Origin of the sequence: Halomonas sp. 3A7M, assembly GCF_014897875.1 — a bacterium.
Lineage (GTDB): Bacteria > Pseudomonadota > Gammaproteobacteria > Pseudomonadales > Halomonadaceae > Vreelandella.
The window spans coordinates 45,129-58,920 of record NZ_JABUZD010000162.1 but is presented as its reverse complement, the minus strand read 5'-3'; the positions used below and the strand labels follow the sequence as shown (position 1 = coordinate 58,920).

Below are 13,792 nucleotides of genomic sequence, written 5' to 3'. Positions count from 1 at the left end.
GTGCACTTCCCGCCGATGCCTTTCGTTATACCGGTGTGGATCTTTCACCCGCCATGGTGGCTAGGGCCAAGCAAACCTTTTCAGAAGAGTGCCCAGACCATGCCATGCAGATCGAGGAGGCCGACATACGCACGCTTGAGTATGCACCTTCCGGCATGATCATTCTTAATTTTACGCTGCAGTTTCTGCCCCCTGCCGATCGCGATGCGCTGCTGAAGCGGCTTTACGATGCCCTTGAACCGGGCGGCGTACTGATTTTATCGGAGAAAACCATCGATGCCGATGAGCGGGATAACGCATGGCGAGTCGAGCGCTACCATGACTTCAAGCGTGCCAATGGCTACAGCGATATGGAAATCAGCCAAAAACGCACAGCGCTGGAAAACGTGCTGATTCCCGACACGCTTGATGCCTTACATGGCCGCTTAGCCCTAGCGGGCTTTCCTCGCTCAATGACTTGGTTCCAGTACTTGAACTTTACCTCGCTGATCGCCTTCAAGGAGGATTAAGGTGCCGCTGTTACCCGATGATCATCGCGCGCTTTATCAGGCATTTTTAGATCAAGCCAGCCAGGATGCCGCACTGACACCCTGGCTTGCCAAGCTGCCTGAACAGCTGGCCAATGGGCTAGATCGCCAGCGCCATGGCGACCTGTCCGCCTGGGAGAAGGCAGTTGCCAAACTACCTGCTCTACCCGAAGAGCGCCACGTCGATCTTACCAGCGATACAGTGAGCGTTGATGTCGCTTTGAGTGATAGCCAAAAGCGCCAGTGTTTTAACCTGCTGCGCAAACTGTCGCCCTGGCGCAAAGGCCCCTTTCGGTTGGGTGGCATTGATATCGACACCGAATGGCGCTCCGACTGGAAATGGCAAAGAGTCGCCCCGCATCTCGCGCCGCTAAAGTACCGTAAGGTATTGGATGTTGGCGGTGGCAGCGGCTACCACGCTTGGCGCATGGCCGGAGAAGGCGCAGCCTTTGTGCTAGTGATTGATCCTTCACCACGCTTTTATTGGCAGTTTCAGGCGGTGCGCCACTTCGTTGGCAATGCCGACGGCGGCCGCACGCAGTTTCTACCAGTAGGCATTGAAGATGTGCCGGAAAAGCTGGGGTTTTTCGATACGGTATTTTCCATGGGCGTGCTCTACCACCGCCCTTCGCCACTTGAGCATTTGCAGCAACTAAAAGAGGCGTTAGCCCCTGGCGGTGAACTGGTGCTAGAAACACTAGTGGTGGAAGGCGATGAGCAAACCGTGTTTGTACCTGGCGAACGCTACGCCGCGATGCCTAATGTTTACTTCCTGCCCTCTTCAAAAGCGCTATGTCACTGGCTAGAACGGTGCGGTTTTACCAATGTGCGAGTGGTCGACGAGGCACTAACAACGCTTGACGAGCAGCGCTCAACCGAGTGGATGACCTATCAATCGCTAGCCGATTTCCTCGACCCCAGCGATCCAACTCGCACCATTGAAGGCTACCCTGCACCACGTCGAGCGGTGATTATCGCCAACCGAAACGGATGTTGATGGGCTGTGTCGTACGCTTGTGTCAATCAAGCTTGTAATGATCGTACTGTTAATAACACGTTTTTTTGTAACAGTTCTTAATTACTTAGATCGTTATGGGATAGCCCATAATGTCATCGCTCATATAGGCACAAGCTCACTAATGGGATATTAATCAAGGAGTAAAGATGGGTTTTTTAGCGTGGATTCTATTCGGCCTTATCGCCGGTGTGATTGCAAAAATGATTATGCCTGGTAAAGATCCAGGTGGCCTTATCATTACTATTCTTCTTGGCGTTGCCGGCGCATTCGTTGGCGGCTGGATTGGTTCATTCGTTGGTCTTGGCACCATGGGCGACTTTAGCTTTGGTAGTTTTGGGACCGCTATCGTAGGCGCATTGGTATTGTTGTTCGGCTATCGGATGATCAAGAAGTAAGCATCTCACATTGCCCATACGACAAAAAAAGCCGCTCAATAGAGCGTAATGCCAGTCAGTTAAGCCTGACTGGCATTAGCCGATGGGCTGGTTTTTTTGTTTAATAAGTGCCTGGCGGTGACTCCACCCCAGCCCTTCGAGACGCCCTCGTCATTCCCGCAGGCCCTTAGCGGGAATCCATGTTGACCTGGGATTCTGGGCTGCTGCAGGTCAAGGTCAAGATCAAGATGGATTCCCGATAACCCCACTCGGGAATGACAGTGCGGTAGCTGGCATTAGCCGATGGGCTGGTTTTTTTGTTATTCAACAGGGCTTGGCCAGCGCTCACTAATCTCAACGCCGCAAAATCACCAGCCAACGGCCAAGGTTCATCACGCTGGCCAGCGAAGCAGCAACGTAGGTGAACGCGCAGGCGGTAAGCACATGGCGAGCGCCGGGCATGTCATAGGGCGGCACGTACTCTTTAAGCAGTGGCAGTGCACGGTTAAAGCTGGCATCGAACTCAACGGGTAGCGTCACTAGGTGCACCAGCGCGGCGGTACCAAAACTAATGACGGCCATGGCAATAACCGCTGCCAGCCCACCGGGCAGCCTTGTGAGCACAAACAGAAACGGTGCGGCCATCATTAAAATAGCGCCCAGCTTTTCTGCCTTTTGCGCTACTTGAACCAAACGACTTCGGGCTAGCAGAGGCGCGTAGCCTTCATGGTGTTGAATAGCGTGCCCAACCTCGTGGGCAGCAACGGTCACCGCCGTCAGTGAACGGCCATCATAGTGGTCCGGGGTGAGACGTACGCAGCGCGATTCCGGGTCGTAATGATCGCCAAACTCGGTACGCTCTACCCTCACGCCTTCTACACCTAAACGACGTAGCAGATGCTCGGCAAGCTCCGCGCCGGTACCCGGATAGTCATCCCGTCCACGGGTGTGGCGTTTCAATACCCATTTTGCCCATAGGTTAGGCAGAACAAAAATGGCCAGCGCCAATACGATTAACACAATGACCATGATCACACTCACCACTGATGAAGAACCTAAATTAACGACCCGCTAACCCGTGTTTAGTTTTACCATGAGCACAAAATAGGCGCACTCACCTGCAACTATTCAGGGTCATTGTGATGCGCGTCTACATCCCGTTGTACCGCTTGCAGACCTCTGGCAGAAATATCGCCTTTAGAGTAGGCATGTTCGGCGATCAAAATACTGTCAGCAGCGAGTACCAATTCACAATCAGTATGGGCAAGTTCATCCCGTAAACGCTGAATCGCCTCTTCCCGCTGAGGATCCTTATCAACTCGACGAATATAGATCGCTTTGATTCGCGTCGGATATGCCTTCACCACCTCGGTATAAACCTCTGGGTCGTGCTGGCCGCTGTCACCAATCAAAATACAGGGCATATCGTGATAGAGCGCTAACATGCGGTCGATCAAATCACGCTTGTGCGCTTCGGCCCGCCGCGGCCACGGGCGGCGCAGAGAAATCCCCCACTCGCGTAGGAATAGAATAGGCCCAACAGGAATACGGTTAAGCTGAAAGAAGGTTTCCAACATCTCATAGATTGCCCAGGGCCCTCGGGAAACATACAAAATAGGCCGTTCAGCTTTCTCAGTTTCTCCTCGATACAGCGCCTGATAAAGCGATGCCACCCCAGGAAAAGCCGTGCGTCGATGCGGCTTACGGACAAACAAGCGATACAGCATTTTGAGTTTTTCAGCGACGCCGGTGAACATGACGGTGTCATCAATATCACTGATCACCAACAGATCTGCTTCGGGAGGCGGCACGTAAACTTCGACGCTGGTGCGGATTGGCGGGTGGCCGTCAGCATGAACCATGATATCGGCACGATGCCAGGAAACATCAACCGGTAATGCAGTACTAATCGGCAAGTGAGCGTCAAAGTAACCGTCGCGGTCAGTCGTTAGACACAGCTGATTATCGCCAATGCGTATATCCACTTTGGCATTCGCGAGGCCGCGACGAAAGATACGCCGAGCAACATCCGCAGTATCCCGCAACATACCTCGCCGGGGTATCGCCCTACCTAACGCGGCCTGACGAAACACGCGCCCCATCACAAACACCTCTCGCTGGGAACCATAACCACGGTAGGGGTGCACCATCATCCCCCCATGACCGCTGTCGCGCTTCATCGGCTGTGCCACCACGTGAGCCAACCGTTTGGCAAAACTTACCCACGGTTGATACCACGCCATTACTGGCACCCACACGAAAAACACTCAGCCACGTCATCGGCAACCGCTATATTTTGCGTCATTCCCAACATTGTTCACTTCCTGTGATGGCTCTGTTAAATAGCTAAACGGTCACCAGTGTGGCGTAATGGCGGGTGTCCCTCAACCGCCAAAAGCCATATTGCTAAGCGTTGTACAACACTTCTCCCAAGCCGCTCACGTTATAGCCTTGCAAAGCCCCCGCCCGCTGGATAAAACGCTCCTGGCGAGTAAATGAAATAAGCGCCTGAACCGCTGGTTCGAAGTAACTTCGGCGGTGCATCACCAAGTCAAATGACTCTTCAATTAGCGGTATAAAGTGTAGGTGTTGACGACGGGCTGCAGCTTCGACCCCAAGTCCAACGTCCGCTTCACCTTGAGCAATGGAAAGGGCTAAATCATCTTCGCTCAACGAAACGTTAGCTGCCCAATTGAGTGTGCTCGGTTCAATCGCTGACCGCTGTAGCAGGCAACGCAGTAACTGAGCCGCACCTGCATCAGGCTGACGGTGGGCAAGCGTAGCCTTCTGGCGAGAAACATCACTGAGCGTTTGAATGCCCAGTGGATTTCCCGGCGCCACTAGCAACCCCTGCTGGCGCTTCGCCCAATGCAGCACGATTAAGTCCCGCACCCCCCCCAGCCCTAGTGCCGCTGGCTCGTTATAGCGCCCGGATTCAAAGTTGAGTAAGTGAATGCCCGCCAGCAGCGCTTTTCCTTCCATCAAACGGCGCAGGCCATCACCACTGCCGTGGCACAGTGAAGCCAAATCACTACCGCTTTCGCGAACCGCCCACTCCAACAGTGGATCTTGGCTACCCGCCACTATCAACGGCAGCGGTGAACGCAACGCTTGGTCACCTTCTAAATGGCTAAGCACCCACATATCGATATGCTGACGAGGAAAGAGCAATTTTCCGGTAGCGCGGCTGCAAGGTATCTGCCCCTGGCGCACCAAGTCATACACTTTTCGCTCTTTTAAGCGCAGGTAGTCGGCCACCTCTGCCGTGGTGAGGAATTCCCTTAACATGTTCATACGCCTCGCCATTTACTGCATATAGCTGCATATAGCTGCATATATTTCAGACCACAGTGCATTACATCAAGTTTGCGTACATGATGCTAGTAATGCACCTCAAAGTAATTGAAGTCACATGATATCGGTTGTTAAAAACGATGCTGAATAACAAAAATGAGGGTGCGAACGGCAATGTCCCCAAGTGAGAACCCTTTTTACACAGCGTTTGCCTTGATTCTGGGAATGGATCAGGGGCTAATCGATATCGTGACGCTGTCACTGCAGGTGTCGCTGCTGGCCGTACTGCTTGCTTGTGTACTGGCATTACCACTAGGCGCTGCACTCGCTCTTTGGCGCTTCCCTGGCCGCAATGCGTTGATTGTGCTGCTCAATGCGCTCATGGGCCTTCCCCCAGTGGTCGCTGGGTTATGTGTCTATCTGCTGCTTTCTCGCGCAGGGCCACTAGGTCAGTTTGGGCTGCTGTTTACGCCAACGGCCATGGTGATTGCACAAGTCATTTTAGTATTCCCGATTATTGCCGCGCTTACTCGCCAGCAAGTAGAGACACTGCATAACGAGTATGCCGAACAGCTGCGCTCTCTTGGCCTGAAGCAGCTACGGATGATGCCTACTCTACTGTGGGACGCACGTTTCGGACTATTAACCGTGATACTCGCAGGCTTTGGCCGCGCTAGCGCTGAAGTCGGTGCGGTGATGATTGTCGGTGGCAATATCGATGGCGTCACCCGCGTAATGACTACCAGCATTGTGTTGGAAACCAGTAAAGGCAACCTCCCCCTCGCGCTGGGATTAGGCATCGTGCTGCTTAGCCTTGTAACGCTGATTAATGCATTGGCTCACACGATCAGTGAAACGGCCAAGAGGCGACTGGGATGAACGCGTCTATTTTTCCACCAGCGAGTTTCCCCCAGTCTCTTATGACGACCGTGCCTACGCTACATTTTGAGCAGGTCAGTTTTGAGCATCGCGGCCATCGTTTACTCGCCCCCACCACGCTGACACTCTCAGGCTGCCAGCGCACACTTATTATGGGTCCCAACGGTGCAGGAAAGAGCCTGTTAATGCGTTTGGCACACGGCCTGCTCACCCCCAGTAGTGGGCACGTTAGCTGGCAGGGAGAGCCACCGGCCCAAGCCATGGTGTTTCAGCGCCCGGTGCTACTGCGACGCTCGGCAATCGATAATTTGACCTATGCCCTGGCAGTTAGCGGAGTGCCACGTCGGCAGCGCAAGCACATGGCCCAGCAGGCACTCGAAAAATTTGGCTTAGTCGCGCTTGCCAAGCGTCCTGCCCGGGTGCTCTCCGGCGGCGAACAGCAGCGCCTTGCGCTTGCTCGTGCCTGGCTACTTAACCCTGCCGTGCTGTTCTTAGATGAGCCTACATCTGCTCTAGACCCTGCTGCTATCAAGGCGGTTGAAGATGCGGTAAATGAATTTCACCAGAACGGCACGCGCATCATTATGACCACCCACGACCTGCATCAAGCACGCCGCCTAGCTGATGAGGTGGTGTTTATGTATAGCGGCCAAGTGCTAGAGCACACGCAGGCCCAAGACTTTTTTAACACGCCAGCTTCCACGCAAGCGGGAGCCTTTATTCGCGGCGAACTTGTTTGGTAACCCCAGGAGCAACCCTATGAAAAAAACCACAATATTGACTACCGCTAGCTTACTAACCTCAGGATTAGTAGGCCTCTCGTGGAGTGCCTCACTGCTCGCTAACGATGATTTCATCACCTTAGCGTCAACCACCTCCACTGAAAACTCAGGGCTATTTGACGCGATTATTCCTACCTTCACCGACACCACGGGCATTGATGTGCGTGTGGTCGCCGTAGGGACAGGACAAGCATTTGAGATTGCCCGCCGAGGAGATGCCGATAGCCTGCTGGTGCATGACACGGCGGGCGAAGAGCAGTTTGTCGCCGATGGCTACGCCAGCGAGCGCCTGGACGTCATGTATAACGACTTTGTGATTGTCGGTCCCAGCGATGACCCTGCAGATGTGAGCAGTAGTGCCAATGTCACCGAGGCTTTTTCACGTATCGCGGAAAGTGAATCACCCTTTGCATCCCGAGGAGATGATAGCGGCACCAACCGTGCCGAACTGCGTTTATGGGAAGGTGCAGAGGTGACCCCTCAAGGTGAGTGGTATCGCGAGTTAGGTAGCGGCATGGGGCCAACTCTAAACACCGCTGCAGGTATGAACGCCTACACATTCACTGACCGTGCAACCTGGGTAGCATTTGAAAACCCGCAAGACTTAACACTGTTATTTGAAGGCGACGATGCGCTGTTTAATCAGTACGGCACTCTGCTGCTTTCTGAACAGAAACACCCGCACTTGAAGCATGATTTAGCGGCCCAGTGGCACCAGTGGCTGGTGTCTGAAGAAGGACAGCAAGCGATTGCCGATTTTGACGTCAACGGCCAACAGCTGTTTTTCCCTAACGCGCAGGCTTCGTCTAACACACAGTAGCGCTGCTCCTTACGTAAAAGCCGCCTTGGTCTCAATGACCAAGGCGGCTTTTTGGTTCAGCTCACGTACCTGATAACAGTACCTGATAACAGTACCTACTAACAGTACTTGCTAACAGACCCTGTTAACGCAGCAAGTCACGCACATCCTTCGCTTCCCAGTGCGGAAAATGCTTACGCACTAGCGCGTTCAAATCACGCTCAAAGGCTGCCCAATCAGTAGCGCCACTGACCTGCTCGCGGGCATCGGCTGTTCCGCGAATCATGCCAGCGCCAACTGTTACGTTGGTCAGTCTGTCGATGATGATAAAGCTACCAGTACCAGGGCTGGTTCGATAATCATCCACTGGAATCGCGGCTGTTAACTCTACCTCACAGCGAGCAATCGCGTTTAACCCCAGCGAGTCAGTGGCGTGTCTTTCAAGTGTATTAACGTCAATCTGGTACTCGATGGCACTTACCTGCCCAGATAGATCTCGGGTGGCGAGCTTAAAGTCATACAGTTTTCCCGGCGCCAGTGCATCTTCATGCATCCATACAATATCCGCCATGAACGCATTAGAAAGCGGTAAGTCGGCGTCGGCACTAACAATCCAATCACCGCGGGAAATATCAATCTCATCTTCCAGGGTGACGGTTATTGCTTGGCCTGGATAAGCGGCGCTTAAGTCGCCGTCAAACGTCACAATTCGCTCAACCCGTGACGTTTTACCCGATGGCAGCGCCTTTACTTCCTGGCCTGGGTGCAGAATACCTGCCGCTAATGTGCCGCAATAACCGCGAAAATCCAGATTCGGGCGATTAACGTACTGTACCGGCAAACGTAAATCAGTGAGGTTTTGGTCACGGCTGATTTCGACACTTTCCAGCAGCTCAATCAGCGTTTTACCTTCATAATCCGTACCGAAATACCAAGGCGTCTGATCACTTGGGTTGACGACGTTGTCGCCGTTGAGTGCCGACATGGGTACAAAGCGAATATCCGGCGCGCTAAGGTTGGTGGCAAACGCGCGATACTCATCAACAATCTCGTTGAAGCGCTGCTCAGAGAACTCCACCAAATCCATTTTGTTTACCGCAATCACCAAGTGCTGAATACCCAGCAAATCGGCAATAAAGCTATGGCGACGAGTTTGGGTCTGCACACCATAACGGGCATCAATCAAAATAATCGCCAAGCTGGCTGTTGAAGCGCCCGTGGCCATGTTTCGGGTGTACTGCTCATGCCCTGGGGTATCCGCAATGATGAACTTACGCTTTTCGGTGGAGAAAAAGCGATAAGCAACATCAATGGTAATGCCCTGTTCTCGCTCTGACTGCAAACCATCTACCAACAGCGCCAAATCAACCGTATCACCGGTAGTGCCACTGGTTTTAGACGCTTGGGTAATTGCCGCCAGTTGATCTTCAAAGATCATTTTAGAGTCGTGCAGCAGTCGCCCGATCAGCGTAGATTTGCCGTCATCGACACTGCCGCAGGTAATAAAGCGCAGCAGGTCTTTGTTCTCGTGCTCGTGAAGGTACTGCTCGATATTGTCAGCAATTAAATTGGATTGATGAGCCATTAGACCTACTCCTTAAAAATAGCCTTCGCGCTTTTTCTTCTCCATCGAACCGACCTGGTCACGATCAATGGCACGGCCACTACGCTCACTGGTTTTGGTCAACAGCATCTCTTGAATAATCTCGGGCAGTGTCGCCGCCGTTGATTCCACCGCACCGGTCAGTGGATAACAGCCCAGCGTTCTGAAGCGCACAAACTTCTCTTCAGGCACTTCATCGGGTGCCAAGGGCAAGCGATCATCGTCAACCATAACCTGCATGCCATCACGCTCAACCACAGGACGCTTGGCGGCGAAGTAAAGTGGCACAATCGGAATCGACTCAAGATAGATGTACTGCCAGATATCCAGCTCGGTCCAATTCGAAAGTGGGAAGACGCGAATTGACTCGCCCTTGTTAACGTTGGCGTTATACACATTCCAAAGCTCAGGGCGCTGACTCTTCGGATCCCAGCGGTGGTATTTATCGCGGAAGGAGTAGACACGCTCTTTAGCGCGCGAGGCTTCCTCATCACGCCGTGCGCCGCCGAAAGCCGCATCAAAGCCATGCTTATCCAGCGCTTGCTTCAACGCTTGGGTTTTCATGATGTCGGTATATTTCGCACTACCGTGGTCGAAGGGGTTGATATTGGCAGCCCGCCCCTCCTCATTGGTATGCACAATCAGCTCCATTCCCGCTTCTTCTGCCATGCGGTTACGAAACTCGATCATTTCACGAAACTTCCAGGTGGTGTCCACATGCATCAACGGGAATGGCGGTGTCCCCGGGTAGAAGGCTTTGCGCGCCAAGTGCAGCATCACCGAGGAGTCTTTACCGATGGAGTACATCATGACCGGGTTACTAAACTCAGCGGCGACTTCCCGGATAATATGTATCGATTCAGCTTCTAGCTGCTTTAGATGGGTCAAACGTGCCGCGTCAGGTGTGGCAGACACCTCACGCTGGGACGCTGACGGCGCAGAAAACTGGTTCATTACCTACTCCCTCATAAAACGGTGCTTGCACGTGCAAACGCTATTTTCCGACTAACGGCAATGTTGCCGAAAGACGGTTATTTGAGGATAGGGTAACGCCGAGTCAATAATAACCCAAAAGAATTAATAACTATCTTTTTATATCTTTATTGCCTAACAGTGTCATCACAGGCACACACTATACGACAACACGCTCAATCCAGGTCTGCCAATCACTGCCATGAAGATCAATGATTCGATAGCCGGGTCGAGATGCTTCATCAATCGCAAACTGCTCAGCGCCGGGTAAGAACTGGTCTGCGATGGCAGGACAACCATACACGTCAATCTTGCCATCCGCGGTACGGTGCGACTGGGCATAGGCTTGGTGGGCATGACCAAACAGGATGATTTTAACCTGAGGGTGGCGGTTTAACAGTTGCCAAAACGCCTCGCGATCTTGAAGGCCAATAGCGTCCATCCACACAGCGCCCACATCAACGGGGGGATGATGCATCACAATCAAGGTTGGGCGATCATCTTCTTCCAGGCGCGCAGCCAGTGCGTTTAAGCGCTCAGCACCTAACTCGCCATACGGCTGGCCTTCCACATGAGTATCCAGCAGCAGTAATCGCCACTGCGCTAGATCGACCTCTTCCACCAGCGGGTGTTCTGCTTGCATGAATGCCAACTGATCGTGATTGCCAGGAATCCAGAACCATGGGCACGGCAATGATGCCAGCGCTTGGCATGCCAACGCGTAAGAGGCAGCCGTTTCATCTTGGCTTACATCACCGCTAAATACGACGATGTCAGGCCGCTCAGCGATCACGGCTTCCAGCACACGCTCAAACTGCTGCCACGGAATTCCCGCCCGTGAGCGAGCTGCCTTATCGGCATGCAGGTGCGAATCGGTAATCTGAACCAGCCGCATCAGGGTAACTCCGGCATATCACAGGCATGGCCATGGGCTAAGCCATGCGCCAGCCACTCACCTAGAAAGCGATTCAGCTGCAGCTTCTCATCTGGCTGATGCATTCTGGCATTCGGATAACGATAGCGACCACTAAAGTGGCGCTCACGCTGAAAATCAGTCACTTCTGCCATACGTACATCATGGTAGAGATGGACACGCATTCTGGGGCCTTCAATAACCGCATCTAGCGGCCCACTCTGGGTCACTTCCACCATCGTGGTATAGGGCGCCTGCTCCAGAATCTTAAGATGTAAATCGCCGAAATGCTGGTCATCGCCATGCAGCGCGATATCACGTCGCTGGCCACTTTCCATATCACCTACCAAACGAAGCATGCGCATATAGTTGGCGCTACACTCGCCCTGCAGGGACTTTAAATCGGTGACATAGGCGGTTCTAGCCATGTTCACTCCTTTTCAGATTCGCTTGGCATTGTCGCTGCTCGATGAGAAGCAGCACGCAGCGAAGCGCGCTGGCTCGCTAACCAATGTAGCCCAATCAAACACATGGCGTTATCGAGTCTTCCCTGTTCCAGGAGTTCCCATGCTGTCGGAAAAGCCACCACATGAACACGGATATCTTCGTGCTCATCATCCAGGCCATGAATTCCCCCCATACCCTGGGTATCGACTAAACCACAAAATAGCGTCACGCGTTCGTTACACGCCCCTGGGCTTGGATAATAAGTATGCAATTTCGTCAGCACGCCAACCTGGCAGCCAGACTCTTCCATGGCTTCGCGGCGGGCAACATCTTCAAGGGACTCGCCTTTATCTGCCAGCCCCGCCACCAACTCTAACTTCCAAGGGGAAAGCGGATCATCAATCGCGCCAGCACGAAACTGTTCGACAAGTACTAATGCGTCACGAGCAGGGTCGTAAAGCAGCACGCCAACAGCATCAAAGCGGTTATGCACCTCACGCCGCATCGTGCCGCTCCAGCCACCTTCAAACAGACGATGACGCAGTTCTAAGGCTTCCAAACGGAAAAACCCCTGATAAAGGGTCTCTCGCTGAATAAGCTCGACATCGTCTCGGCCTAACTGAGGCGGCGCTGACGCATCGGGCACTAATGAATTAGGGCTAGATGCCATGAAGCACTCCCAGTGTTAACAATCGTTCTATTATCAATGCTTACCACTGGGAATGCCAATGCGCCTATCAACCTTAGCGTTTCTATCAACCTTAGCGTTTCTATCAACCTTAGCGCTAGGCGCCTTGGCTAACAGTCTACAGCTCGCCGAGTAATACCTCGGCATCCCGGCGCAGTGCTTCATCAGATTTTTGACGGGTCTCGCGTGCGGTACCATTCACCGCGCGCTGGGCATGCTCGCGAGCAGCTTGGGTATTGCCTTCTTCTTTCAAGAACGTTGCATAGTAATAGTTCACATCAATACCGTCTGGGCGAATCTCTAGCGCGCGCTGAAACATGCGCTCAGCGGTATTGCTGTTGCCAAAGCCTAACGGCCTGCCTGGTGCGCGGTCGTATAGCGCTCCTAGCGTGACATAAGCCGAGCCATTGCCGCCTTGTGGGTCGATTTCAATGGCCCGCTCCAGCACATCGCGGGCATCGCCCGCGGTGCCTAATGCACCAAGCCCACCGCGTTCACGTGCGTAGGAAGCCAGCACGATGCCTTGCCAGATCAATACTTCCGCTTGATCAGGATGTTGGCTAGCCAATTGCTCAGCCTCACTGGCCAGCGCTTTAAGCGTGCTCTCACGCTCGTTAGCTGGCATCTCAGTGACGGTGTGTTCCCAGCGATTTTTTAGCGAGAATACGTCACCTTCATAAGCCGACACGCTTAATGGGGCTAGCGCTAAGGCGCTACCTAACGCCGCTGCAATGAGTAACCGAGAAAAAGGGGGTGTGCGCATAATAAGCTCCTGGTTTATTTTTGTGCTTTCTAACAAGTAATACGTTTGGTATTGGGGTCTGAAATCACCCACACCCATAATGTAACGAACGTTTGAATGAATCGCCAATAAATAAGCGCTTTGTTAACCACACTGCCATTAGCGTAAGCTGGTGCTCTTTGAGGAGGTGAAAAACGCAATGAAAGGCCGAAATATGACGCGCTGGCGCGATCCAGCGAAAGACCCGCGCCAACAACCTAAGAGCAACCTGATCACAGCAGAGGGTGCGGCTCGCCTACGCGCTGTCTTGGACCATCTATCGCGAGTTAAACGCCCCGCCATTTCGGCCAAAGTCGGCGAAGCGGCCGCCCAGGGTGACCGCAGTGAAAATGCCGATTACACCTATAACAAGAAAGAGTTAAACCGCGTTATTGCGCGTATCGGCTACCTAACAAAACGGTTGGACGAACTGCAAATTGTTGATCGTCTGCCCGCTGACACCAGCAAGGTTTTTTTTGGCGCGTACGTCGATTTGGAAGATGAAAGCGGAGAGCAAGTTCATCTTAGAATTGTTGGCCACGACGAAATCGATACCAAAAAGCGCTGGATCAGTATCGATGCCCCTATGGCCAAAGCACTGCTCGGGAAAGAAGTAGACGACGATATCACGGTACTCACACCCAATGGCGAGACGTTCTACACCATCACGGCGATCCGTTATCCGGGCATGAAATCACCGCCTACTTGAGGCGCT

The 13,792-nt window shown here is 53.1% G+C and carries 15 protein-coding genes and 1 pseudogene; 7 read left to right on the top strand and 9 right to left on the bottom strand.

Features of this window, described 5'->3' with window-relative positions; genetic code table 11:
* The 3 genes and pseudogenes from INT19_RS19525 to INT19_RS14145 all read left to right on the top strand — a co-directional run.
* Positions 1–509 (top strand): annotated as a pseudogene (locus INT19_RS19525) (methyltransferase); the annotation flags it as partial.
* A 1-nt stretch (position 510) separates the two neighbouring features.
* Complete coding sequence (cmoB, locus tag INT19_RS14150; protein ID WP_193061250.1) at positions 511–1,524, top strand: tRNA 5-methoxyuridine(34)/uridine 5-oxyacetic acid(34) synthase CmoB; 1,014 nt, start codon at positions 511–513, stop codon at positions 1,522–1,524.
* A gap of 167 nt (positions 1,525–1,691) precedes the next feature.
* The gene (locus INT19_RS14145) at positions 1,692–1,940 is read left to right on the top strand and encodes a GlsB/YeaQ/YmgE family stress response membrane protein (RefSeq protein ID WP_193061249.1); all 249 of its coding nucleotides are present in this window, start codon (positions 1,692–1,694) and stop codon (positions 1,938–1,940) included.
* A gap of 333 nt (positions 1,941–2,273) precedes the next feature.
* On the opposite strand, the gene INT19_RS14140 is transcribed toward INT19_RS14145, so the two are convergent.
* The 3 genes from INT19_RS14140 to INT19_RS14130 form a co-directional block, all read right to left on the bottom strand.
* Positions 2,274–2,948 (bottom strand): zinc metallopeptidase, encoded by a 675-nt coding sequence (locus tag INT19_RS14140; RefSeq protein WP_193061248.1) that lies wholly within the window; start codon positions 2,946–2,948, stop codon positions 2,274–2,276.
* Positions 2,949–3,043: 95 nt separating this feature from the next.
* Complete coding sequence (locus INT19_RS14135) at positions 3,044–4,162, bottom strand: App1 family protein (protein WP_193061247.1); 1,119 nt, start codon at positions 4,160–4,162, stop codon at positions 3,044–3,046.
* Between the two features lie 163 nt (positions 4,163–4,325).
* On the bottom strand, positions 4,326–5,213 hold the full coding sequence (locus INT19_RS14130; protein WP_226924662.1) for a substrate-binding domain-containing protein: 888 nt from the start codon (positions 5,211–5,213) through the stop codon (positions 4,326–4,328).
* Between the two features lie 174 nt (positions 5,214–5,387).
* Here INT19_RS14130 and INT19_RS14125 point away from each other — a divergent pair, with 174 nt between their 5' ends.
* From INT19_RS14125 to INT19_RS14115, 3 genes are read left to right on the top strand one after another with little or no spacing between them, the layout of a single operon-like run.
* Positions 5,388–6,092: an ABC transporter permease gene (locus tag INT19_RS14125; protein ID WP_193061246.1), complete on the top strand. Its 705-nt coding sequence runs from the start codon at positions 5,388–5,390 to the stop codon at positions 6,090–6,092.
* Positions 6,089–6,835 carry an ATP-binding cassette domain-containing protein gene (locus INT19_RS14120; RefSeq protein WP_193061245.1) on the top strand — a complete coding sequence of 249 codons (747 nt, stop codon included), beginning with the start codon at positions 6,089–6,091 and terminating at the stop codon, positions 6,833–6,835. The genes INT19_RS14125 and INT19_RS14120 overlap by 4 nt, the downstream gene beginning before the upstream one ends.
* 16 nt (positions 6,836–6,851) lie before the next feature.
* On the top strand, positions 6,852–7,694 hold the full coding sequence (locus tag INT19_RS14115; RefSeq protein WP_193061244.1) for a substrate-binding domain-containing protein: 843 nt from the start codon (positions 6,852–6,854) through the stop codon (positions 7,692–7,694).
* 124 nt (positions 7,695–7,818) lie between these two features.
* Here the strand turns inward: INT19_RS14115 and cysN are convergent, their stop codons facing one another.
* From cysN to INT19_RS14085, 6 genes are all read right to left on the bottom strand, one after another.
* On the bottom strand, positions 7,819–9,258 hold the full coding sequence (gene cysN, locus INT19_RS14110; protein ID WP_089037580.1) for a sulfate adenylyltransferase subunit CysN: 1,440 nt from the start codon (positions 9,256–9,258) through the stop codon (positions 7,819–7,821).
* A 12-nt stretch (positions 9,259–9,270) separates the two neighbouring features.
* On the bottom strand, positions 9,271–10,230 hold the full coding sequence (gene cysD, locus INT19_RS14105) for a sulfate adenylyltransferase subunit CysD (protein WP_193061243.1): 960 nt from the start codon (positions 10,228–10,230) through the stop codon (positions 9,271–9,273).
* Positions 10,231–10,408: 178 nt separating this feature from the next.
* The gene (locus tag INT19_RS14100) at positions 10,409–11,143 is read right to left on the bottom strand and encodes a phosphodiesterase (RefSeq protein ID WP_193061242.1); all 735 of its coding nucleotides are present in this window, start codon (positions 11,141–11,143) and stop codon (positions 10,409–10,411) included.
* Positions 11,143–11,589, bottom strand: coding sequence for a DUF1249 domain-containing protein (locus tag INT19_RS14095; protein ID WP_193061241.1), 447 nt, complete (start codon positions 11,587–11,589; stop codon positions 11,143–11,145). The genes INT19_RS14100 and INT19_RS14095 overlap by 1 nt, the downstream gene beginning before the upstream one ends.
* A gap of 2 nt (positions 11,590–11,591) precedes the next feature.
* Positions 11,592–12,278 (bottom strand): NUDIX domain-containing protein, encoded by a 687-nt coding sequence (locus INT19_RS14090; RefSeq protein ID WP_089037577.1) that lies wholly within the window; start codon positions 12,276–12,278, stop codon positions 11,592–11,594.
* Positions 12,279–12,414: 136 nt separating this feature from the next.
* Positions 12,415–13,059: a hypothetical protein gene (locus INT19_RS14085; protein ID WP_193061240.1), complete on the bottom strand. Its 645-nt coding sequence runs from the start codon at positions 13,057–13,059 to the stop codon at positions 12,415–12,417.
* Positions 13,060–13,237: 178 nt separating this feature from the next.
* Here INT19_RS14085 and greB point away from each other — a divergent pair, with 178 nt between their 5' ends.
* Positions 13,238–13,786 carry a transcription elongation factor GreB gene (gene greB / locus INT19_RS14080; protein WP_193061239.1) on the top strand — a complete coding sequence of 183 codons (549 nt, stop codon included), beginning with the start codon at positions 13,238–13,240 and terminating at the stop codon, positions 13,784–13,786.
* Positions 13,787–13,792 lie beyond the last annotated feature (6 nt).

Excerpts from the sequence above, each read along its gene's own strand:
- INT19_RS14140 (WP_193061248.1), bottom strand. The coding sequence starts at position 2,948 with ATGGTCATTGTGTTAATCGTATTGGCGCTGGCCATTTTTGTTCTGCCT.
- cysN (WP_089037580.1), bottom strand. The coding sequence starts at position 9,258 with ATGGCTCATCAATCCAATTTAATTGCTGACAATATCGAGCAGTACCTT.
- INT19_RS14130 (WP_226924662.1), bottom strand. The coding sequence starts at position 5,213 with ATGAACATGTTAAGGGAATTCCTCACCACGGCAGAGGTGGCCGACTAC.
- INT19_RS14095 (WP_193061241.1), bottom strand. The coding sequence starts at position 11,589 with ATGGCTAGAACCGCCTATGTCACCGATTTAAAGTCCCTGCAGGGCGAG.
- INT19_RS14125 (WP_193061246.1), top strand. The coding sequence starts at position 5,388 with ATGTCCCCAAGTGAGAACCCTTTTTACACAGCGTTTGCCTTGATTCTG.
- INT19_RS14145 (WP_193061249.1), top strand. The coding sequence starts at position 1,692 with ATGGGTTTTTTAGCGTGGATTCTATTCGGCCTTATCGCCGGTGTGATT.
- INT19_RS14085 (WP_193061240.1), bottom strand. The coding sequence starts at position 13,059 with ATGCGCACACCCCCTTTTTCTCGGTTACTCATTGCAGCGGCGTTAGGT.
- cysD (WP_193061243.1), bottom strand. The coding sequence starts at position 10,230 with ATGAACCAGTTTTCTGCGCCGTCAGCGTCCCAGCGTGAGGTGTCTGCC.
- INT19_RS14120 (WP_193061245.1), top strand. The coding sequence starts at position 6,089 with ATGAACGCGTCTATTTTTCCACCAGCGAGTTTCCCCCAGTCTCTTATG.
- INT19_RS14115 (WP_193061244.1), top strand. The coding sequence starts at position 6,852 with ATGAAAAAAACCACAATATTGACTACCGCTAGCTTACTAACCTCAGGA.
- INT19_RS14100 (WP_193061242.1), bottom strand. The coding sequence starts at position 11,143 with ATGCGGCTGGTTCAGATTACCGATTCGCACCTGCATGCCGATAAGGCA.
- INT19_RS14135 (WP_193061247.1), bottom strand. The coding sequence starts at position 4,162 with ATGGCGTGGTATCAACCGTGGGTAAGTTTTGCCAAACGGTTGGCTCAC.
- greB (WP_193061239.1), top strand. The coding sequence starts at position 13,238 with ATGAAAGGCCGAAATATGACGCGCTGGCGCGATCCAGCGAAAGACCCG.
- INT19_RS14090 (WP_089037577.1), bottom strand. The coding sequence starts at position 12,278 with ATGGCATCTAGCCCTAATTCATTAGTGCCCGATGCGTCAGCGCCGCCT.